The sequence below is a fragment of the Streptomyces marinisediminis genome (genome assembly GCF_026262575.1).
GTDB lineage: Bacteria > Actinomycetota > Actinomycetes > Streptomycetales > Streptomycetaceae > Streptomyces > Streptomyces marinisediminis.
The window spans coordinates 21,066-42,014 of record NZ_JAPKFL010000007.1; the positions used below are offsets into that span (position 1 = coordinate 21,066).

A 20,949-nucleotide genomic window follows, 5' to 3' on the forward strand; every position below is an offset into this window, starting at 1 on the left:
CGCGTAGAAAGCGGCGGGCATCACAGCGCGACCGCACCCCGCCGCCGCGGCGCCACCCCGCGTGCCCACCCGGCCCCGCCCCGACGGACGGGAACGGAAACCCCCGGCGGGCACCGTTCACCCGAACGCGTGATGCGGAACACCACCGAGCGGTTAGTCGTTAGACGAGGTAATGAGTTACGCTAAGCACCATGCCGGATCTGTCCCGCGGTGAGGACGCCGCAGCCGTGAACGCCCTGCGTACCGCGGTCATGCGGCTCTCCCGCCGCCTGAAGTCCCAGCGGGCCGACGAGTCGCTCAGCCCCACCGAGATGTCCGTGCTCGGCACCCTCGCCCGGTGCGGTTCGGCCTCCCCCGGCGAGCTGGCGCGCCGCGAGCACGTGCAGCCGCCGTCGATGACGCGCATCGTGGCCATGCTGGAGGCCAAGGGACTCGTCCGGCTCGACCCGCACCCCGAGGACCGCCGGCAGAAGGTCGTGACGCAGACCGAGCGCGCGGAGTCCGTGCTCGCCGTCGCCCGCGACAAGCGCAACCACTGGCTCGCCGAACTGGCCGGCGGACTCGACGAGGAGGAATGGGCGAGGCTGCGCGAGGCCGCGCCCGTACTGGAGAAGCTCGCGCACCTGTAGGAGACCACCGAGGACGAGGAGGCGACGCCACTTGAGTCCGGGACCCGGAGCACACTCCGCACCCGCACCGAGCGCACCCGCACCGAACGCACCCCACCGCACCACCGGCGACGCGCACCGCAAGGCGACGATGTTCGCCTCCCTGCGCGTACGCAACTACCGGCTCTTCGCCACCGGCCAGCTCGTGTCCAACACGGGCACCTGGATGCAGCGCATCGCGCAGGACTGGCTCGTCCACAGCCTCACCGGCTCGGCCACCGCCGTCGGCCTCACCGTCGCCCTGCAGTTCCTGCCCATGCTGCTGTTCGGCCTGTACGGCGGCGTGGTCGCCGACCGCTACGGCAAGCGGCGGCTGCTGCTGATCACCCAGTCGGCGATGGGCCTCACCGGCCTCGCGCTGGCCGCGCTGACGCTCTCCGGCTCCGTGCAGGTCGGGCACGTCTACGCGCTCGCCTTCGTGCTCGGCCTGGTCACCGTCGTGGACAACCCCGCGCGGCAGACCTTCGTCGCGGAGATGGTCGGCCCCGAGCAGCTCCGCAACGCCGTCTCGCTGAACTCCGCGAACTTCCAGTCGGCGCGCCTGATCGGCCCGGCCGTCGCCGGTGTGCTGATCACCGCGGCGGGCAGCGGATGGGCGTTCCTCATCAACGGCCTGTCCTTCCTCGCGCCCCTGACCGGCCTGCTCCTCATGCGCACCGCCGAGCTCACGCCCGCCGCACCCGCCGGGCGCGGCAAGGGCCAGCTCCGCGAGGGCCTGCGGTACGTGCGCAGCCGCCCGGAGCTGATCTGGCCGATCGTGCTCGTCGGCTTCATCGGCACGTTCGGGTTCAACTTCCCGATCTGGCTCACGGCGTTCACCGAGGAGGTCTTCGCCCAGGGCGCCGCCACCTACGGCCTGCTCAACGTGCTGATGGCCCTCGGCTCGCTCACCGGCGCCCTGCTCGCGGCCCGCCGCGCCACCTCGCGCATGCGGCTGCTGATCGGCGCCGCCGGGCTGTTCGGCGTGCTGCTGTCCGCCGCCGCCCTGACGCCGTGGTTCTTCGCCTTCGCGGCCCTGATGGTGCCGGTCGGCATGATCGGCATGACGTTCAACGTCACCGCCAACAGCAGCGTCCAGCTCGCCACGGAACCGGCCATGCGCGGCCGCGTCATGAGCCTGTACATGATGGTCTTCATGGGCGGGACGCCGATCGGCGGGCCGGTCATGGGCTGGATCACCGACGCCTACGGCCCGCGCGTCGGGCTGCTCGCCGGCGGCCTGATCGCCCTGCTGGCCGCCGTGGCGGTGGGCCTGCTGCTCGCCCGCACGGCGGGCCTGCGGCTGCGGGTGGACGTGCGCCGGGGACGTCGGGTGCTGGCCTTCGTGCCGCGCGAGCCCCTGCCGGTCTCCCCGGTCGCGGCGCCCACGAGCCCGGCGTCGGCGGCCCGCCCGGCGCCCGCGGAAACCGTGACCGCCGGGGCGGGCGGGAGCGCCCGGTGAGGCTGTTCGCGGCGCTGCTGCCGCCACACGACGTCGCCGACGCGCTGACCGCCGAGGTGGCCGCCCTGCGCGCGCTGCCCGGTGGCGACCGGCTCCGCTGGACGGACCCCGCGGGCTGGCACGTCACCCTCGCCTTCTACGGCGAGGTGGCCGACGACGCCTCGGCGGAGCTGCGCACCCGCCTGGCGCGGACGGCCGGACGCGGCCACCCGCTCGCGCTGCGCCTGCGCGGCGGCGGCCGGTTCGGCGACAGGGCGCTGTGGGCCGGGGTCGAAGGGGCCGCCGCCGAGGGCGCCGGGCGCGAGCCGAGCCGGGACGCCGCCCGTTCCGACCTCGCCCACCTGGCCGCCGCCGCCCGCGCGGCCGGACGCCGGGTGGGCGCCGGCCCCTCCGACGACGGCGCCTACACCCCGCACCTGACGCTCGCCCGCGCCAAGGCCGGGCCCGGCCTCGCGCCGTTCGCCCGGGCGCTGGCCGACTTCGCCTCGCCGCCCTGGCACGCCGACACCCTCGCCCTCGTCCGCAGCCACCTGCCGCGCTCCGGCGTCCCCGGCACGTCACCGCGCTACGAGACGGTGTCGACCTGGCCGCTGGACCGCTGACCCGACCGGCTACCGTGGACCGCGTGAACGCCAAGGCCCGCAAGCTCATCGTGAGCGGCACGCTGCTGCTCGTCCTGGCGGTCGTCGCCGTCGTCGCGGCCGTCGGCGGGTAGCGCGGCACGCCACCCGGACGGGCCCCGGGGCGCCGCGCGCGGCGCCGCCCGGCGCCGCCCCAGCGCCCCGAAGCCTCACCACGGCGCCTTCGGCTACCAGGCGAACGCCTCCGGCGACGGGCCCGGGCCGGGGAAGATCTCCTCCAGCCCGCTGAGCACGTCCTCGCTCAGCTCCAGCTCCACCGCGCGCAACGCCGACTCGAGCTGCTCCCCGGTGCGCGGCCCGACGATCGGCCCCGTCACCCCCGGCCGGGTCAGCAGCCACGCCAGCGCGGCCTCGCCCGGCTCCAGGCCGTGCTGGTCCAGCAGGTTCTCGTACGCCTGCACCTGCTCGCGGAACGCGGTGTTCTGCAACGCGTCCGCCGAGCGGCCCGTGGCCGAGCGCGCCGCGCCGCCCGCCTTCTCCTTGCGGATCGCCCCGCCCAGCAGCCCGCCGTGCAGCGGCGACCACGGGATGACGCCGAGCCCGTAGGCCCGCGCGGCCGGGATGACCTCCATCTCGGCCCGCCGCTCGGCCAGGTTGTACAGGCACTGCTCGCTCACCAGGCCCAGGCTGCCGCGCCGCGCGGCCGTCTCGTTGGCCTGCGCGATGTGCCACCCGGCGTGGTTGGAGGACCCGGCGTAGAGGATCTTCCCCTGCTGCACGAGCACGTCGATCGCCTGCCAGATCTCCTCCCACGGCGTGCGCCGGTCGACGTGGTGGAACTGGTAGACGTCGATGTGGTCGGTGCGCAGCCGCCGCAGGCTGGCGTCCACGGCCCGGCGGATGTTGACCGCCGACAGCCGGTCGTGGTTGGGCCAGCTCTGCCCGTCCACGCTCATGTTCCCGTACACCTTGGTCGCGAGGACGACCTTGTCACGCCGGTCCATCCCCCCGGCGAACCAGGAGCCGAGGATCTCCTCGGTCCTGCCCTTGTTCTCACCCCACCCGTAGACGTTGGCGGTGTCGACGAAGTTGACGCCGGCCTCCAGGGCGGCGTCCATGATCGCGTGTGAGGCCGCCTCGTCCGTCTGCGGCCCGAAGTTCATCGTGCCCAGCACCAGCCGGCTGACCTTGAGCCCGGTGCGGCCCAGTTGTGTGTACTTCATGTCCCCACCCAACGCCCTGCCCCGAACCCCACGCAACCACCGGCCCGACGCCGAACGACCGGTGTCGTCCCCCGCCCCGGGGCGCGCGGGCCGCCTCCCGGGGCCGGGCGCGGCCGCCCTCCGCGTCGTGCGGATCGCGACAGGGAACCGGCGGACTCCACACGCCCCGCGTCGGGTCGGTCACCGGCGGCGGTGCCGCCCGGTGACCGCGGAGGGCGGGCCGGGGCGGGGTGGGTCGGGTCACGCCCAGGCCGGGGTGGCGGCGTAGGGCGCGCCGAGGGACCAGGCGGTGTGGAGGGCGTCGGCGAAGGCGGCGGCGAGGCGGTGCTCGCCGGGGGCGGCGGGGTGGGTGCCGTCGTAGGTGTCGCGGGCCAGGTCCCAGTCGGCGGGCGGTGCCGCGAGCACCAGGGGCGAGGCGGGGGTCGTCAGCTCCGCGACGGCGCCCGCCAGCAGCGCGTTGAAGTGGGCGACCTGCGCGGCGAAGGGGGCGTCGGTGACGGCGCGCACGTTGGGTATGACGGGCAGCAGCACGGCCCGCACGGACGGGCGCGCGGCGCGGGCTCCGGCGAGGAAGCGGTGCACGTTGGCGAGCGTCTGCCCGGGGTCGGTGTAGAAGCCCAGGTCGATCAGGCCGAGGGAGACGAGCAGCACGTCGGGGCGGTGGCGGCGCACCGCGTCGCCGATCAGCGGGGCGTGGTGCAGCCAGCCCTCGCCCCACCCGGCCAGGTGGCGCCGGGCGGCGGGCGGGAAGGCCGGGTCGCCGTAGTCGGTCGAGCCCTCGTGCAGCGCGGAGCGGGGGCCGGTGAAGCGCACCGGGCCGACCGCGCTCAGGTGTCGCCAGAGGCGGTAGCGCCAGGTGAAGTCACCGGCGGCACCGATGGTCATCGAGTCCCCGACCGTCATGAAGCGCACCGGCACATTCTGCCGCGCGACCGCTCCGACCTGCGCCGTGACGCCCCTCACGCCCATCATGGACGAAGGAGGGCGTGTGCGCTCGCGCCGCACGGGTATTCGAAGCCCACGACCGAGCGGTAACGGAAAGATAACGCTCGCCGAAGGAGGCACCGTGTCCCAGCAGCCCACCCCGTCCAGGCGCCCCGTCCGACCCGCCGAGCCCGGGCAGCCGAAGAACGTCTTCGTCATCGGCCTGGACGACGAGAACACCGAGACACTGCGGGACGTGCCCCACGCCGAGGAGTACACCTTCCACCCGCTCCTGGGCCACGACGAGCTCCAGCACGGCGCGGTCGACTTCGAGGAGCTGCTCGACCGGGCGCAGCGGCGCCTGGACGCCTTCGACGGCAGCATCGACGCCATCGTCGGCTACTGGGACTTCCCCGCCTCCGTGCTCGTGCCGCTCCTGAGCGCCCGCTACGGCACGCGCAGTACCAGCCTGGAGTCGGTCGTCCGGTGCGAGCACAAGTACTGGAGCCGGCTGGAGCAGCGGAAGGTGACCGACGCGGTGCCCCACTTCGGCCTGGTGGACCTGGACGCCGACGACCCGCGTCCGCCCGAGGGCGTCCGCTACCCCATGTGGCTCAAGCCGGTGAAGTCCTTCTCCTCGGAGCTGGCCTTCGGGGTGAAGGACGACGAGGAGTTCCGCGCGGCCGTCGCCGAGATCCGCGAGGGCATCTCGCGCATCGGCGGGCCGTTCGACACGCTGATGCGGCGCATGGAGCTGCCGCCGGAGATCGCCGAGGTGGGCGGCGCCGCCTGTCTGGCCGAGGAGGCGCTCAGCGGCGAGCAGTACGCCGTCGAGGGGTACGTGCACAACGGCGAGGTCACCGTCTACGGGGCGCTGGACTCGATCGACTACGCCGACAGCCCCTGCTTCCTGCGCCACCAGTACCCCTCCGCGCTCCCGGAGTCCGTCACCGCCCGGATGGCGGACGTCTCCGAGCGGGTCATGCGCCAGCTCGGCATGGACGACGCCACGTTCTCCATCGAGTTCTTCTACGACGCGCGGACCGACGAGCTGGGCGTGCTGGAGGTCAACCCGCGGCACTCGCAGTCCCACGCGGAGCTGTTCGAGTACGTCGACGGGGTGTCCAACCACCACTGCATGGTCAGCCTGGCGCTGGGCCGGGACCCGCGCATGCCGGACCACAAGGGCGAGTACGAGGTGGCCGCCAAGTGGTACCACCGCCGCTTCGCCGACGGAGTGGTGCGCCGCGCCCCCGACCGCGCCGACGTGGAGCGCGTGGAGCGGGACGTCCCCGGGGTGAAGGTCGAGGTGAAGGTGTCGGAGGGGCAGCGCCTGTCGGAGCTGCCGGAGCAGGACAGCTACAGCTTCGAACTCGCGCACGTCTTCGTCGCGGCCCAGAGTGAGACGGAGCTGCTGGAGAAGTACGACCGCGTCATCGCGGCGCTGCCGTTCGCGTTCGACGACGTGGCCGCCGAAGCCGCCTGACCCGGACCGCCACCGCCCGGCGGCCACCCCACCGCGGCCCCGGCCGACCGCCCCGCACCGTCCGACAACCGCACCACGGCCGCCCGACACCGCACCCCGGCCGCCGACAACCGCACCGCGACCGCTCCACGACCGCACGACGCCGCACGACACCGACCGCTGGAAGGAGGCCACCCGCCCATGCGTGAGGTGACCAGCCTGCCCTACGACGTCAGGGAGGAGGAGCACGTCTGGATCCCCGTCTCCGACGGCACCCGCCTGGCCGCCCGCATCTGGCGCCCGGTGTCCTCGGACGGCGACCCGGTGCCCGGTGTGCTGGAGTACATCCCCTACCGCCAGCGCGACCTGACCTCCGTGCGCGACTCCATCCACCACCCCTACATCGCCGGCCACGGCTACGCCTGCGTCCGCGTCGACCTGCGCGGCACGGGCGACAGCGAGGGCGTCCTGACCGACGAGTACCTGGAGCAGGAGCAGCGCGACGCCGAGGACGTGCTGGCCTGGCTGGCCGAGCAGCCCTGGTGCGACGGGCGCAACGGCATGATGGGCATCTCCTGGGGCGCGTTCGCGGCGCTGCAGGTCGCCGCCCGGCGCCCGGCGAGCCTGCGGGCGGTCGTGCTGTCGTCGTTCACCGACGACCGCTACTCCGACGACATGCACTACATGGGCGGCTGCCTGCTCTCGGACAGTCTGGCCGAGGCGGGGACGATGTTCGCCCACGCCACCTGCCCACCCGACCCGGCCGTGGTGGGCGAGCGGTGGCGCGAGATGTGGCTGGAGCGGCTGGAGGCGAACGGGCCGTGGGTCGCGGAGTGGCTGCGCCACCAGCGCCGGGACGACTACTGGAAGCACGCCTCGGTGTGCGACGACTACGACGCCGTGCGGGTGCCGGTGCTGGCGTCCAGCGGCTGGGCCGACGGCTACTCCAACGCCGTGACCCGGCTGCTGTCGCGCCTGGACGTGCCCCGGCGCGGGCTGATCGGGCCGTGGTCGCACAAGTTCCCCCACCTGGGCGAGCCGGGCCCGGCGATCGGCTATCTCCAGGAGGTCGTGCGCTGGTGGGACCACTGGCTGAAGGACGCCGACAACGGGGCGATGGACGGGCCGATGCTGCGGGCCTGGATGCAGGAGAGCGTGCCGCCGTCCACGTCGTACCAGGAGCGGCCCGGGCGCTGGGTGGCCGAGCCGGTATGGCCCTCGCCGCGCGTGGAGCGCAGGGCGTACCCGTTGAGCGCGCACCACATCGAGGCGCCCGGCACCGAGGTGCCCGACCACCGGCTGCCGGTGCAGTCGCCGCTGTCGGTGGGGCAGTTCGCGGGCAAGTGGGCCTCCTACAACGCCCCGCCCGACCTCCCCTACGACCAGCGCGAGGAGGACGGCGGCTCCCTGGTCTTCGACAGCGCGCCGCTGACCGAGCGCCTGGAGATCCTGGGCGCGCCGACCGTGGAGCTGGAGCTGTCGGTCAGCGAGCCGGTGGCCATGGTCGCCGCCCGCCTCTCCGACATCGCCCCCGACGGCAAGGCCACCCGCGTCACCTACGGCCTGCTGAACCTGACCCGGGCCGACGGCGGCGAGGCGCCCGCCCCGCTCGTGCCGGGCGAGCGCTACCGGGCCACCGTCGAGCTCAACGGAGTCGCCCAGGCGTTCCCGCCGGGTCACCGGCTGCGCCTGTCGCTGTCCACCTCGTACTGGCCGCTGGCGTGGCCGCCGCCGAAGCCGGTGATGCTGGACGTGCACACCGGGTCCAGCACGCTGACCCTCCCGGTGCGCCCGGCCTCCGGGGACGAGCGGCCCACGGAGCCGTTCGGTGAGCCGGAGGGCTCCCCGCGCCGGACCACCACCCAGATCCGCACCGGCGAGCACCGCTGGAACGTGATGCGCGACCTGGTGACGTACAACCAGGCGCTGGAGATCGTCAAGGACAGCGGCATCGTGCGCTACGACGCCATCGACCTCGACGTCGGCCGCCGCGCCTACGAGCGCTACGACTCGGTCGCCGAGGACTGGGAGTCGGTGCGGGGCGAGTCGGCCTGGACGATGACCTTCAGCCGCGACGACTGGCACGTGCGCACGGTGACGCGCACGGTGCTGCGCTCCACCGAGAGCGACTTCCTCCTCCACGCCACCCTGGACGGCTACGAGGCGGGCCAGCGGGTCTTCACCCGCGTCTGGAACGAGAAGATCCCCCGCGACCTGCTCTGACCCGCCCGCCCGCACACCCGCCCGCACACCAGCCGCGCACCCGCCCGGCCCGTGGCCGCCGTCACCCCGCGCCCTCGCGCCGGGGGCGCGGTGACCGGTGCAGCGCGCGGGCGGCGGCCGTGAGCGCGGCGCCCTCGGGGCGACCGACCTCGACGTACCAGTCGCCGAGCTGGGCCAGGTACGCCAGGTCCGGCCCCGAAAGCGTGGCGCGCAGCCCGCCGTCCCGCTCGGCGCACCGCAGCAGGTTGACCTGCCAGTGGACGGCCAGGCGGCCCAGCAGGTCGCTGACCTCCGCCGGGGTGGCGGCGCAGGGCAGGCCGAGGTCGGAGCGGACGATCAGGCGCGCGGCACGAGCCCAGGGCGGCGAGCCCCCGGGGGCGTCCCAGCCGTCCTCCGGCGGGCGCAGGCCTAGGCATCCGGTGACCCAGTTGACGACCTCCGGGCGGCGGCACTCCTTGGTGAGATGCGCCAGGACGGCCGTGTGGTCGACGCCCTTCCCCTCGCCCAGCGTGCGGGTGATCCGGGCCAGCCAGCCCAGGTGGCGCCAGTGTGCCTCGGGGTCGGGCAGGAAGCGCAGGGCCGACTTGGCCGCGAGGACGTCGGCGGCGGCCCGCGCGTGCTCCCGCGCCCGTTCCGGGTCGGTCTCCGCGAGGGTGCGCAGCAGCTCCACGCCCCCACGCAGGTCAACGTGGCGCACCGCGTCCACGGGCAGTTCGGCGGCAACCCGCGCCGCGCTGCCCGGCGGCCCCCACAGGGCGAGGGCCCGCACCAGCCGGGGCGCCGCGGCCAGGTCGCCGGGCAGTCCCCGGGCGAGGCGGCGCGCGATCTGGTCGGTGTTCAAACTGGCCGCCCACTCTCGGGCGAGCTCCACCCCGGCCGGGCCGCAGGCGGCGAAGCCGCACATCAGGCTCTGGGCCACGGCGGGCGAGCGGTAGGCGTACGCCTGGGCCTTCCAGGTCCGCCCGAGCCGGTCCAGCACCTCCCCGGGCAGCTCCAGGTGCGCCTCGGCCATCATCCGCAGCAGGTTGCCGAGGTGGACGGGAGCGTCGGTGTCCACCAGGTCCAGGACCCGCTTCTCCCAGTGGTCGCTGGCCGCCAGCGCGGCGCCGATCGCGGTGCCGCCCTCCTCGTCCACCCTGCGCACGGCGTGCACGAGCTCCACCGCCTGGTCGGCGTGGACGAACTGCCGCTGCACGTAGCGCAGGAGACCGCCCAGCTCCCGCCGGTCCGCGCGCGCCCGGGCGCTGCGGCGCCGGTGCAGGTCGGCGACGCGCCGGGGGCTCGGCCCGGCCGGCAGCGGCGCGGCGCCGACCGGGGCGGGCGCCAGGACCCGGAAGCGTTCCGCCGGCCGGTGCAGCGCGTCCAGCTCGCGCAGGCACTCCACCGCGAAGCCCGGCGCGAGGCCGCGCAGCAGGTGCAGCGCCTCGCCGAGCAGCCCGGGGTGGTGGATGCCGTACAGGCGGCGGGCCCAGGCCGCGGGGTCGTCGTCCACCTCGCGCACGAGCTGTTCGGGACTGTGTGTCAGCGGCGCGTCCCGCAGGGCCAGGTCGTAGGCCCGCAGCGCCTTGAGCGCCGGGAGGGCGCCGCCGTCCCTGAGGTCCTCCAGCCAGTCGTGCCCGGCGAGCTGGTGGATGAACTCCACGTCCCGGGTGCGCCGCAGGGCGCGGGCCAGCTCCAGGTAGTAGGCACGGGCCTCGACGGACTGGCAGTGCTTCGCGCGGTGCAGCAGCAGCCCGTCCTCCAGGCGGGGGGCCAGCGTCTCCAGGAACCGGGGTCCGACGGCCTCGTGCCGTGCCAGCAGCAGTGCCAGGCGGGGGGCGTGGTCCTTCTCGTTGTCCCGGGCCTCGTCCGCCACCACCTCGGCGCACCGCTCCAGCAGGGCGCCCAGGGTGTCGGTGGCGACGCCGCCTTCGGTGAGCCCCGTCATCAGGGCAAGCACCACGCTGCCGCGCATCTCCGTCTCCAGGGCGCGGAAGACGAACGCCTCGAAGCGGGCGCACAACCGCGCTCCGACGCCGTGCCGGCCGCCCGGCCCCCAGAAGTTCTCCACCGCGGCGACGGCGTGCACGACCACCCCCACGCCCTTGAGGTCGCCCATGGTGTGCACGCACGCCACCAGCGCGTCGACGACCGCCTCGTCGACCTCGCCCTCCCCTGAGTACAGGGTCTGGACGAGGGTGGTGACGTCCACTTTGCGCAGGACGTGGAACAGGCGCGCCACCTGCCACGGCGTCACCCGCCCCGTGTCCGCGCTCGACACGGTCATGCGCAGCCACTGCGGGATCGTGGAGTGACGCACGATCGCGCGGCCGGAGCGCACGTCGACGCGTTGCAGGAGCATCAGCCCGCGGGTCACGCCGTCCGGCGGCGCGCCCGGCAGTGCGCGGCTCACCGCCTGCCCCAGCCGCTCGGGCCGCGCCCGCACGTGGTCGCCGTGGGCGCCGAGCTGGAGGGCGAGCGCGGCCTGGGCGAGCGTCAGGCCGGCGTCGTGGCGCTGGTCGGCGGCGAGCAGACGGATCAGGCCGGGGGTCTGCGCCAACCGGTCCAGGATCGCGTACCGCTGCTCCGAGCCGTACTTCAGCGCGGCGTCCACCAGGCCGACGGCCGCCTCGTAGTGGTCCACCAGCCGCGGGTCGCACCGGTGGGTGGCCGCCACGACGAGCGGGAGGACCGCCCGCGCCGTGGGCGCCTCGAAGAAGCGCCCCGCCTCGTGGACGCACAGCACGCCCTGGGCCGGGTCGCTGCGCCGCAGCACCGGCTTCAGTTCGCGCTCCACGGCGTCGAGCACCTGCCGGTAGTCGGAGCGCACGTGCCCCGAGACCTGGTCGCGGTGCGCGCGCAGCGCGGCCATGCACGTCGTCGCCTCCCGGGCCGTCAGGGAGCGCCAGCCGTTGACGACGAGGGCGCGTACCAGGGTGGCGAAGAGCTCCCGGCGCTGCCCCGGCCGGAAGTGCACCCCGCCGGCCAGCAGCGCGTGCGCCACCAGCGACGGAGGGGCGTCGACGCCGATGTGCCGGGTCAGGGTCTCGCTGACGTACGGCAGCAGCCGCCGGTGCACGGCGGGCTCCGTGGTCGAGGCGGCGGCCAGCACGGCGGTGACGAAGCTCAGCACGGTGCGGTCGTAGGCGTGCAGGTGGGGGGCGAGGAGGGCGCGCAGGGCCTCGAACTGGGCGTTGGCCGTCCGCATCCACTCCTGCCCGGTGCGGTCGGTGAGGGACTCGTCCGTGGCCAGCAGCGCCCGGCACGTCGCGCTGCGCGGGATGTGCCAGCGGCCCGCCCAGTCGCGCTCGGCGCCGGCCCGGTGGAGCTCGGCCGGCGTGATCCCGGGCAGCAGGGCGCCGGGCACGGCCACCCGCAGCAGTCCGCAGGCCGCGACCGCCCTGATGGGCGCGAGCCGGTCGGGGGCCACCTGGTCGCGCACCCGCCGCGCGAACGCCCGGCGGATGGCCGCGGCCCGGTCGGCCCCGCTGCCCGCGGTTCCCGTGGCTGGCCCCGTGCCGGGCGGGGCGGCGGGGTCCCGGGTGGCGGTGGCCGCGAGTGCCACACCGCCCGCCCCCGGCGCGACGGACGCCGGTGGCGCCGCCATGTCCGTCAGCAGGTGCACCAGGAACCAGATGTCGTTGTGCGCGGCCTGGCGCGCCACGCCCAGGCGGCCGTCGTCCACCGCCGCCATGCCGTTGAGGTCGACGAACCTGCGGCTGAAGTCGCGCACCTCCTCCTGGCGCACGAGGCTGGGCACGGTGGCCACCCGGTCGGTCGTCCACCGCGCGCCGCCGACGTAGAGGCACACGGCGATGAGGGTCGTCTCGGTGGCCTCCGCCACCGTGGGGAGCACGGCGTCGAGATCCGCCCCGCCCTCGTGGGGCAGCAGGTCCTCCAGGATCACCACCGCGCGCTCCCCCGGCGGCATCCGGTGGGCGTAGCGCGCGAGCGTGACGACGTGCCGCAGGTCGGCCTCGTCCGGCAACCTGCCCTCGTGCAGCCGCAGCTCGATGACCGGCAGGCCGCGCTCCCTGCCCCACTCCAACGCGGCCTGCCGCGCCGAGGTCGTCCGCGCCGACGCCCGGCGGCCCCCGACGACGACCGTGGTCGCGCCGCCCGCCAGCCGCTGGAGGACCTCCTCGGCCGGACGCAGGCGCACCAGCTTGAACCGCTGCCCGGCGACGGTCTCGTCCGTCCCCACGCGGACCACGGACGACGTCTCGTGGCCCAGCGTGCGCAGGCTCTCCAGCGCCGTGCGCTCCACGGCCTGCGGCCACTCCCGCGGCCACAGCCGGGAGCAGACCTCGCGCAGCGTCCACGTCGGGGACAGCGGGAGCAGCCCCAGTCCGTGGTCGGCGGCGGCCCGCGACTTGGCGGCCAGGTCCTCCTCGCCGGGCAGGGCCGTCACCCGGCCGTCCGCGGCGATGCCGCCGGTGACCAGCGTGTCCCGGACGGGCAGGCCGACCAGGTGCCGGACCACGGCCACGGCCGTCCCCACGCCCGCCGAGGTGTCGTCCACCCGGTAGCCGGGGGGTATCCCGCGCAGGCCGGTGACGGCGACCTTCTCCCACTGCTCGAGCGCCGCCGCCGGGACGCCGAGGTGACGTGCCAGGCCCAGCGCCGCGCGGTGGCCCGCGAGGACCCCCTTGCGGAACTTCTCGGTCATCTGCCCCTCGGCGTCACCGTCCGGGCCCGGCCACGGGTCGGCCCGCAGGACCAGCTCCACGAGGAAGCCATGTCCGGTGGCCGCGTGGACGACGGGGACCAGCACCTCCACGGGGTCCTGGGCGGGCACGGCGGCGGGTCCGCCCGCGTCCTCGGCACCCTGCGGCGCCTCCGGGCCGCGCGACCCCCGCGGGTCGTCCGGCGCACCGGGTTCGCCCGGCGGGTCGGATTCGCCCGGCGAGCCGGATTCGCCCGGCGAGCCGGATTCGCCCAGTGGGCCGGACTCGCCCGGCGGGCCGGGCCGTACCGGACGGCCCGAGACGGCGCACGTCTCCCAGTCGTCGAGCAGCATCTCCGGGTGTCCGTCGTGGTCCAGGCGCGCCGCGACCCGCTCCCACAGCGGGGACGCCCCCCGCAGGCGTGCCTGGAGCAGCCCGATCCCCCCGGGCGGCCCCCCGGCGTCCGTTCCCGAGGCGTCCGGGGCGGTGGCGTCCGCTCCGCGGTCACCCGGTGCGGCGTCCGCCGGCCGTGGGCCGAGCCAGGCGGGCACCCCGGTCAGGTCGGCCGTGCCCTCCTCGCGCCAGAGCGTGAGGGCGTCCCAGACCTCGCCGACCGCCCGTGCGACGTTCTCCGGAGCCTCCCGCGCGGCCGCCTCCTCTCCCGCGGCCCCCGGGTCCGCCGCGCCCCCGGAGGGCGGCGGCAGGGGGGTCGGCTGCTCCCGGCGCCGCTCGCCCTCCTGGGCCCGCCGCACACTGACGTCCAGCGCGATCAGCGCCGCCTGCAGCCGCAGGGCGTGGCGCCGGTCCCCCGTCCGGCCCCCCGCCGCGGTGGCGTCCCCGTCCATCAGCCCTCCTCGCTCAGCGCGAGCCGGTGCCTGAGCAGGGCGGAGGGCGGCTCGTCGTCGGGGTTGGGCAGGGTGAGCGGCCGCCCGCTGCACGGCAGCGGCTCCATCGTCCCGAGCACCACGACCGTGGCGTCGCCGCCGCGCTGCCACAGCCGCAGTTCGCGCACGGCCCGGGCGACCTCGACCATGGCCCCGGCGTCGGCGGCGCGCACACCGGGGTCGGGCGAGAGCTCGTAGGTCACCCGCCGCGCCCCCTGCGGCTCGTCGCCCGTGGACGCAGCGGCCAGGTCGTACGCCCCGACCGGGACGATGCGGGCGATGCGCCGCATGCGCGCTCCGAGCCGGCCGGCCTCGCATACCGCGGGGGCCTCCGGCACCTGACGGTCGGCCAGCCGCTCGGCGACGAGGGCGCCGTGCCCGGTCAGCCCCGCGTCCTCACCCTCCTCCGCCACCCGCAGCACCTCCAGCACGATCCTGGAGCCGGGGCCCAGGCTCCGCAGCGCCAGTCTCCGCCCCTCGTCGGACAGGTACGCCAGCCCCGCCAGGAAGCCCACAAGGCGTCGCGGCACCGCCCGGATGGTGTCGTCCAGCTGCGTCTGGTCGCCGGACGGGTGCGGTGGCCGCCCGGCGGGTGCTCGCCGTTCCTCGGACCATTCCATGAAACACCTCTCACTGCCTGCGCGAGTCCGATCCCCCACCGAGGGGGAGACCCTTGCCAAGTACGCGGCCGACGGCCGCCTGGCCAGCGGTTCGGGCGACCATTTCCGGTCAGCCGCTTTCCGCCAGGTAGCCCCGGAAGCGCAGCAGGGCGTTGGCGACGGTCGACTTGCTGATGCCGACCTCCTCGGCGACCGCCCGGCTGGCCGGCGCGGCGTTCGTCCGGGCCGCCAGGTCCAGCCACGCGGCGACCACCTCCAGGACCATCGCGTCCCCCTTGTCCCGCGCCCGCGTCAGCGCGCGCCGGACGGTGTCCCGGGCGGCCAGCCCGTCCACCAGCCGGGCGAAGGGGTCGCCGTCGCCCTCGCGCAGCAGCGCCGCGTCGGGCAGGGGCAACGGCTCGGGGCCGCCGCGCCGCGCGTCCCGGACGATGTTGACCGAAATGATCATGAGGTAGCCCGAGGGCGACCCGCCCGGCTTCAGACGCTGGGCGCGGGCGGCCGCGAAGAACCGGACCAGCGCCTCATGCGCCACCTCCTGTGGGTCCTGGTCCTCGGCCTGTACGCGCCGGCTCAGCAGGCGCGGCAGGACGGACCGGACGGTGCCCACGGCCGCGGCGAGTTCCTCCTCCTCGGCGCGCGCGAGTTCCCCGTCCTCCTGCCCGCCGAGTATCCGCGCGATCACGCCGCACGCGGCCGTGAACGGCGTCTGACTGGACACGGTGCCACTCATCGGCGCCCCTTCGATCGGTCGTACGCAGGGAGCCGGTCCCACCTGCGGTTGGCCATCTCCTTCGCGAGCGACTCGGCGAGGGTGAACGCCGCCTTCCGCCGGTCGCTGTCGCTCGCCTCGGGGTCGCGCAGCACGTCCATGTGCTCCCACAGCACCTCCAGGGACTCCTGGAGCTCCCGGCGCTCGCGCGCCCGGGCCCCCCTGCGCTCCTCGCCCAGCACCGCGGCGACCTCCTCGGCCGTGATCAGGAGCCGTTCCGGGTGACCGGGGCCGACCACTTTCTGCCCGTCGAGGAAGGCGATGATGCGGCGGCGTGAGAGCTCGTCGAACCGTCGGCGGAGCTGCTTGTGGGCCCAGGACAGCACGGAGTACGCCTCGCCCGGCTGCCCTTGCGCGTGCGGCGCGCGCACCCGCATGCCGCGCGCGTCCGCCCGGAGCATCGCGGCCGCGGCCGTTCCGAGCACGGCCCCGGTGATGAGCTGCTCCATCACCTCCACGCGCTCCGGCAGGATCTGTACGAGCGTCACCGCGAGCAGGGCGGGTATCACCGCGAGCAGCGTCCGCCGCCACAGGCAGCCGAAACGGCCCAACCACCGGTGCCAGTAGGCGGTGTCCCGTGGGTCGAAGGCGAGTTCGCTCAACAGCAGCGCACTCACCAGGGCTGCCAGGGTGGTTGTCACGTCGTCGCTCCCGCGGCTGTCGTCCCGTCGTCGGCGCACACAAGTACGCGGGAGGCCGGGCCCGTGGCCAGGCGCGCGGTGCGGCCCGCCGCGGGCGCGCGGCGACGGGTGCGCGGCGGGTGCGCGCGGCGCCCGGGATGGGCCGCCGCCCCGGCGGGCCGCCGCGGATGGCAGGCTGGGCGCATGTGGACACGCGTGGCCGGGGCCGGGCTCGGAATCGTGCTGGCGGCGGGCGGCCCGGCCGTCGCGGACGACGGCGGGCCGGGTTTCACCTTCGCCGACCCGGCGATCACCGAGAGCAGCGGACTGGCCGCCAGCCGCGCGCACGAGGGCGTCTACTGGACCCACAACGACAGCGCGCACAGCGCCCGGCTCTTCGCCGTGGACGGCACCAGCGGCCGGACGGTGGCCACCGTGACGCTCACCGGCGTGGCGGGCCGGGACCTCGAAGCGGTGTCCGTGGGCCCCGACGGACGCGTGTACGTCGGGGACATCGGGGACAACTTCGGCGGGAACTGGCCGCACGTGTGGATCTACGCGTTCCCCGAGCCGGAGCGGCTCGCGGACACCACCCTCACGCCGGCCGTCTACACCGTCCAGTACGCGGACGGCGCGCGGGACGCGGAGTCACTGGCGGTGCACCCCGAGACGGGGCGGGTCTACGTCGTCGGCAAGACCGAGGGCGGTGACGGGCTCTACGCGGGGCCGCCGGAGCTGTCGACGGCCGGCGTCAACACCTTCGAGCGCGTCGCCGACATCGACCTGTGGGCCACCGACGCCGCGTTCTCGCCGGACGGCAGCCGGCTGGCGGTGCGCAGCTACTTCGGCGGTCTGATGTACGCGTGGGAGGACGGCGCCCCGCGGCGGCTGGGGCGGCTGCGGGTGCCGATCCAACAGCAGGGCGAGGCCGTCGCGTTCACCCCGGACGGCCGGCACCTGCTCTACGGCAGCGAGGGCGAGGGCACGGAGGTCCGCGCCGAGGAACTGGACGGCGACCTGCGGCCGGTGAGCGTGGCCCAGGACACCGAGCCGGACGCCGCGGACCCGGAGGGGGCCGCCGGAGGCGGCGACCGGGGCGCGGGCGGGGACGACCGGGAAGCGGACGGCGACACCGTGGCCATCGGCGGCGCCGTCGTCGCCCTCGCCCTGGCCGCGTGGCTCGTCCTCCGCGGACGCCGCCGCCCGTAACCCGCCCGGCCGCGCCCCGCCGACACGAACCCGCCGCACGACCCACCCCGACCGCCGAGCGCTCCCCGCACACCCCGGCACCACGGCCCGGCGGCACGGCCCGCCACCAGGGCCTGGTACCGGCCCCACCACCACAGCCCGGCCCGGCACCGGCCCACCACCACGGCTCGCCACCGGCCCGACCCCACGCCCCGGCGGCACCACCGGCCCGCCACCACAGCCCGGCTCGGCACCACGCCCGTGTCGACGGCCCGGCACCACCGCCCACCACCACAGTCCGGCCCGGCATCGGCCCACCACCACGCCCCGGCGGCACCACCGGCCGCCACCGCGGCGGTCCGGTGTGACCGTCCGGCGGTGTTACCGCTCGGTGCGGGCGTCGATGAGGGTGGCGAAGCCGTCGAGGAGTGGTTCGAGGCCGAAGGCGAGGATGTCCAGGTCGGAGGAGAAGGCGTCGTCGGGCAGGGCCGCGATCGCCGGGTAGTCGCCGCGTTCGAGCGCCGTCTCGATGTAGGGCAGTTGCGCGTTCCAGAACTCCTCGTCGCTGACGCCGGTCTCCTCGGCCGTCTGCCGGGCGAGCACGGCCATGCGCGCGGTGCCGGTGACGAAGTTGTCGACGGTGACCAGCAGGGCCACCTTCTCCTGCCCGGTGAGGCCGATCCCGTCGAGCTCGGCGAGCGCGAAGTCGAAGGAGGCCATGCTGTTGGGGCCGAGCACGGGACGGGTCTGGTTGATCTGGAGCAGCCACGGGTGGGAGGTGTACAGCTCCCAACTGCCGCGCGCGACGAACTCCAGGGCGGCGCGCCAGCCCCTGCCGCGGAACGCGTCGGTGCCCTCGGCGGGGCCCTGCACCTTGTCGAGCATGAGGTCGAGCAGCTCGCCCTTGCCGGGCACGTACCGGTAGAGGGTCATCGTGCCGACGCCGAGCCGGGCGGCGACCTTGCGCATGGACAGCGCGCCCAGCCCCTCCGCGTCGGCCAGCTCCACGGCCGCGGTGACCACCGCGTCGAGCGTCAGGCCGGGTTTCGGGCCGCGTGCTGGCGGCTCCTTCTCGCCCCACAGGAGGGCCATGCTGCGGCTGAGGTCACCACTGCCGGTGTGCTCTGTCGTCGTCATCGTGACCGCCATCGTAATCCACTTGCCCCTCACTGCGTATGCTGTACGCTGTTTTGACTGAGTACAGCGTACCCAGTTTCCATGGCTCAAGGGGGACACTCGTGACACCCGTGCAACCGGCCCCGACCACCCGCCACGCGATCCGCGCCGAGGGCCTGCGCAAGCGCTACGGCAGCGGCAAGACCGACAAGCCGGCGCTCAGCGGCTTCGACCTGGCCGTGCCCACCGGCACCGTCTACGGCCTGCTCGGCCCGAACGGCGCCGGCAAGACCACGGCCGTGCGCATCCTGGCCACCCTGCTGCGCGCGGACGGCGGCCGCGCCGAGGTCGGCGGCCACGACGTGGCCACCCAGCCGCGCCAGGTGCGCCGCCAGATCGGCTTCGCCGGCCAGGACGCCGCCGTCGACGAGATCCTCTCCGGGCGGCAGAACCTGGAGATGTTCGGCCGCCTGTTCCACCTCGGTCCCCGCGCCGCACGGCACCGCGCGCGGGAGCTGCTGGAGCAGTTCCGGCTCACCGAGGCCGCCGACAAGGTCGTCTCGGGGTACAGCGGCGGCATGCGCCGGCGCCTGGACCTGGCCGCCTCCCTCGTCCTCGCGCCCCGCGTGCTCTTCCTGGACGAGCCGACGACGGGGCTGGACCCGCGCGCCCGCAACGAGGTGTGGGACGCGGTGCGGCGGCTCGCGGCCGACGGCACGACGGTCCTGCTCACCACCCAGTACCTGGACGAAGCCGACCAGCTCTCCGACCGCATCGCCGTGCTCTCCGCCCCGCCCGGCGAGGGCGGCCGCACCATCGCCGACGACACCCCCGAGGGCCTGAAGAACCTGGTCGGCGGCGACCGGGTCGAGGTCGTCGTCGGCGGCACGGAGCACCTCGCGGCGGCGCGGGAGGTCGTCGCCCGGGTCAGCGGCGTCACGCCCGAGTCGGACGCGGCCACCCTGCGGATCAGCGCCCCGGTCACCGACCGGGTCGAAGCGCTCACCGACGTGGCCCGCACCCTGCGCGACCGCGCCGTCGACGTCGTCGACCTCGCCGTGCGCCGCCCCACCCTGGACGACGTCTTCCTGCGCCTGACCGGCGGCACCGCCGCCCCCGTGCCCGCCCCGGCCGCCGAGCCCGCCGCGACCGGGAACACCGCACCCGAAGGAGCCGCCGCGTGAGCACCACCGCGTTGCCCGCGACCGGGCCGGAGCGCCGCCTGTACTGGGCGCTCACCGACTGCTGGACGATCGTCCGCCGCGAGCTGACCCACCTGGCGCGCCAGCCCTCGCTCATCGCCTGGCAGCTCGGGTTCCCGATCGTCTCCGTCCTGCTCTTCGTCTACGTCTTCGGCAGCGCCATGCAGGTCGGCGGCGGCGCGGACTACAGGGACTACGCCATGCCCGGCATGTTCGCGATGACCATGGCCTTCGGGTTCATGAACACCGCGATGGCCGTCGCCGTCGACAAGGACCGCGGCGTCATCGACCGCTTCCGCTCCATGCCCATGGCCCCCTCCGCCGTCGTCACCGGGCGGGGCGTGTCCGACGTGCTGCACGCGGCGCTGGACCTGGCGGTGCTCGCCGCCATCGCCCTGGTCATCGGCTGGCGACCCACCGGGGGCCTGCCCGGCGCGGTGGCCGCCTTCGCCCTGCTGCTCCTGCTGCGCTTCGCGCTGATCTGGGTCGGCGTGTGGCTCGGGCTGAAGGTGAAGAACCAGGAGGCCGCGGGCAACCTGTTCGCCGTCGCCTTCCCCTTCGGCATGGTCTCCAGCGTCTTCACCCCGCCCTCGCTGATGCCGGACTGGCTGGGCACCATCGCGATGTGGAACCCCGTCTCCGCGACGGCGGGCGCGGTGCGCGACCTCTTCGGCCAGCCCATGGCCTCGGTCGGCGACAGCTTCGTGGAGACCCACGCCCACCTGATGGCCGTGGTGTGGCCGCTGGCCATCACCGCCGCCTTCCTCCCCCTGGCCGTCCGCCGCTTCCAGCGCCTCTCGCGCTAGCCGGTCCCCCGGTCCCCGCGCGGGGGGAGTGCCGGACGGGCCGGCGTCCCGCACGCGCCCCCGCGCCGGACCGAGCGGGGGCGCGTACGGCGGGCCGGTCAGTCGCCCGGCAGGCGCAGTTCGTACAGGACCGGGCGGTCCAGCTTCAGCGCGCAGCCCAGGGGGGCGGCCAGGCCCTGCATCAGCGGGTGCCTGCGGGCCAGGCGGCGGGCCGCGTGGCGCGCCTCGGCGCCGTGCAGGCGGCGGGCGTGGGCCTTCAGCGGGGCGCCGGTCGGCGTGCCGCCGAGGGTGGCGGGCGTGATCTCCACCTCCGGGTAGCGCTCCAGGCGCTCGTTCTGCTCATCGCGGCCGCTGGTGCGCACGTAGGCGTGGTCGCCCTCGACGGCGATCTGCGTCGTCCCGGCGACGGGCGCGCCGTCGCGGGCGTACGTGCTCAGCCGGATGTGGCGTTCACCGGCGAAGTGGGCGAGTCCGGTCGTCGGCGTGGACATAAGGGTGCGGTTACCCGACACCGGCGCTACGGAAACGGGCCCGACCGGGTGGGGTCGGGCCCGTAAGCGGGCGGTGCGGGGC

At 75.3% G+C, this 20,949-nt stretch carries 16 protein-coding genes; 8 read left to right on the plus strand and 8 right to left on the minus strand.

The genetic code is table 11. The annotated features are described in order from the left end of the window. The first annotated feature begins 191 nt into the window (after positions 1-191). From OSB71_RS07625 to OSB71_RS07635, 3 genes are read left to right on the plus strand one after another with little or no spacing between them, the layout of a single operon-like run. Positions 192-629, plus strand: a complete 438-nt coding sequence (locus tag OSB71_RS07625) for a MarR family winged helix-turn-helix transcriptional regulator (protein ID WP_265945645.1) — start codon at positions 192-194, stop codon at positions 627-629. Between the two features lie 31 nt (positions 630-660). Next, positions 661-2,109, plus strand: a complete 1,449-nt coding sequence (locus tag OSB71_RS07630) for an MFS transporter (RefSeq protein ID WP_265945647.1) — start codon at positions 661-663, stop codon at positions 2,107-2,109. Then, on the plus strand, positions 2,106-2,711 hold the full coding sequence (locus tag OSB71_RS07635) for a 2'-5' RNA ligase family protein (protein ID WP_265945649.1): 606 nt from the start codon (positions 2,106-2,108) through the stop codon (positions 2,709-2,711). Before OSB71_RS07630 ends, OSB71_RS07635 begins: the two co-directional genes overlap by 4 nt. 206 nt (positions 2,712-2,917) lie before the next feature. Here OSB71_RS07635 and OSB71_RS07640 read toward each other — a convergent pair whose 3' ends face one another. Together OSB71_RS07640 and OSB71_RS07645 are read right to left on the minus strand one after the other, a co-directional pair. Beyond that, complete coding sequence (locus OSB71_RS07640) at positions 2,918-3,913, minus strand: aldo/keto reductase (RefSeq protein WP_265945650.1); 996 nt, start codon at positions 3,911-3,913, stop codon at positions 2,918-2,920. A 240-nt stretch (positions 3,914-4,153) separates the two neighbouring features. Then, positions 4,154-4,816 carry a GDSL-type esterase/lipase family protein gene (locus OSB71_RS07645; RefSeq protein WP_265946065.1) on the minus strand — a complete coding sequence of 221 codons (663 nt, stop codon included), beginning with the start codon at positions 4,814-4,816 and terminating at the stop codon, positions 4,154-4,156. A 163-nt stretch (positions 4,817-4,979) separates the two neighbouring features. On the opposite strand from OSB71_RS07645, the gene OSB71_RS07650 reads away from it, so the two are divergent. Both OSB71_RS07650 and OSB71_RS07655 read left to right on the plus strand, forming a co-directional pair. After that, on the plus strand, positions 4,980-6,323 hold the full coding sequence (locus tag OSB71_RS07650) for an ATP-grasp domain-containing protein (protein ID WP_416237214.1): 1,344 nt from the start codon (positions 4,980-4,982) through the stop codon (positions 6,321-6,323). A 180-nt stretch (positions 6,324-6,503) separates the two neighbouring features. Next, complete coding sequence (locus OSB71_RS07655; protein WP_265945653.1) at positions 6,504-8,525, plus strand: CocE/NonD family hydrolase; 2,022 nt, start codon at positions 6,504-6,506, stop codon at positions 8,523-8,525. Positions 8,526-8,586: 61 nt separating this feature from the next. Here OSB71_RS07655 and OSB71_RS07660 read toward each other — a convergent pair whose 3' ends face one another. From OSB71_RS07660 to OSB71_RS07675, 4 genes are all read right to left on the minus strand, one after another. Continuing rightward, positions 8,587-14,016: a collagen-like protein gene (locus OSB71_RS07660; protein ID WP_265945655.1), complete on the minus strand. Its 5,430-nt coding sequence runs from the start codon at positions 14,014-14,016 to the stop codon at positions 8,587-8,589. Continuing rightward, entirely contained in the window at positions 14,016-14,585 is a 570-nt protein-coding gene (locus OSB71_RS07665) for a hypothetical protein (RefSeq protein WP_265945657.1), read from the minus strand. The genes OSB71_RS07660 and OSB71_RS07665 overlap by 1 nt, the downstream gene beginning before the upstream one ends. 199 nt (positions 14,586-14,784) lie before the next feature. Beyond that, positions 14,785-15,405, minus strand: a complete 621-nt coding sequence (locus OSB71_RS07670) for an RNA polymerase sigma factor (RefSeq protein ID WP_265945659.1) — start codon at positions 15,403-15,405, stop codon at positions 14,785-14,787. Further along, positions 15,402-16,085, minus strand: a complete 684-nt coding sequence (locus OSB71_RS07675) for a hypothetical protein (protein ID WP_265945661.1) — start codon at positions 16,083-16,085, stop codon at positions 15,402-15,404. The genes OSB71_RS07670 and OSB71_RS07675 overlap by 4 nt, the downstream gene beginning before the upstream one ends. A 183-nt stretch (positions 16,086-16,268) precedes the next feature. Here OSB71_RS07675 and OSB71_RS07680 point away from each other — a divergent pair, with 183 nt between their 5' ends. After that, the gene (locus OSB71_RS07680) at positions 16,269-17,273 is read left to right on the plus strand and encodes an esterase-like activity of phytase family protein (protein ID WP_265945663.1); all 1,005 of its coding nucleotides are present in this window, start codon (positions 16,269-16,271) and stop codon (positions 17,271-17,273) included. A gap of 360 nt (positions 17,274-17,633) precedes the next feature. Here OSB71_RS07680 and OSB71_RS07685 read toward each other — a convergent pair whose 3' ends face one another. Then, entirely contained in the window at positions 17,634-18,389 is a 756-nt protein-coding gene (locus OSB71_RS07685) for a TetR/AcrR family transcriptional regulator (RefSeq protein ID WP_265945665.1), read from the minus strand. Positions 18,390-18,490: 101 nt separating this feature from the next. On the opposite strand from OSB71_RS07685, the gene OSB71_RS07690 reads away from it, so the two are divergent. Then, positions 18,491-19,552 (plus strand): ATP-binding cassette domain-containing protein, encoded by a 1,062-nt coding sequence (locus tag OSB71_RS07690; RefSeq protein ID WP_265945667.1) that lies wholly within the window; start codon positions 18,491-18,493, stop codon positions 19,550-19,552. Continuing rightward, positions 19,549-20,376, plus strand: coding sequence for an ABC transporter permease (locus tag OSB71_RS07695; protein WP_265945669.1), 828 nt, complete (start codon positions 19,549-19,551; stop codon positions 20,374-20,376). The genes OSB71_RS07690 and OSB71_RS07695 overlap by 4 nt, the downstream gene beginning before the upstream one ends. A gap of 98 nt (positions 20,377-20,474) precedes the next feature. On the opposite strand, the gene OSB71_RS07700 is transcribed toward OSB71_RS07695, so the two are convergent. After that, positions 20,475-20,867, minus strand: a complete 393-nt coding sequence (locus OSB71_RS07700; RefSeq protein ID WP_265945671.1) for a hypothetical protein — start codon at positions 20,865-20,867, stop codon at positions 20,475-20,477. Positions 20,868-20,949 lie beyond the last annotated feature (82 nt).

Excerpts from the sequence above, each read along its gene's own strand:
- OSB71_RS07625 (WP_265945645.1), top strand. The coding sequence starts at position 192 with ATGCCGGATCTGTCCCGCGGTGAGGACGCCGCAGCCGTGAACGCCCTG.
- OSB71_RS07640 (WP_265945650.1), bottom strand. The coding sequence starts at position 3,913 with ATGAAGTACACACAACTGGGCCGCACCGGGCTCAAGGTCAGCCGGCTG.
- OSB71_RS07645 (WP_265946065.1), bottom strand. The coding sequence starts at position 4,816 with ATGACGGTCGGGGACTCGATGACCATCGGTGCCGCCGGTGACTTCACC.
- OSB71_RS07655 (WP_265945653.1), top strand. The coding sequence starts at position 6,504 with ATGCGTGAGGTGACCAGCCTGCCCTACGACGTCAGGGAGGAGGAGCAC.
- OSB71_RS07660 (WP_265945655.1), bottom strand. The coding sequence starts at position 14,016 with ATGGACGGGGACGCCACCGCGGCGGGGGGCCGGACGGGGGACCGGCGC.
- OSB71_RS07670 (WP_265945659.1), bottom strand. The coding sequence starts at position 15,405 with ATGAGTGGCACCGTGTCCAGTCAGACGCCGTTCACGGCCGCGTGCGGC.
- OSB71_RS07680 (WP_265945663.1), top strand. The coding sequence starts at position 16,269 with ATGTGGACACGCGTGGCCGGGGCCGGGCTCGGAATCGTGCTGGCGGCG.
- OSB71_RS07685 (WP_265945665.1), bottom strand. The coding sequence starts at position 18,389 with ATGACGACGACAGAGCACACCGGCAGTGGTGACCTCAGCCGCAGCATG.
- OSB71_RS07700 (WP_265945671.1), bottom strand. The coding sequence starts at position 20,867 with ATGTCCACGCCGACGACCGGACTCGCCCACTTCGCCGGTGAACGCCAC.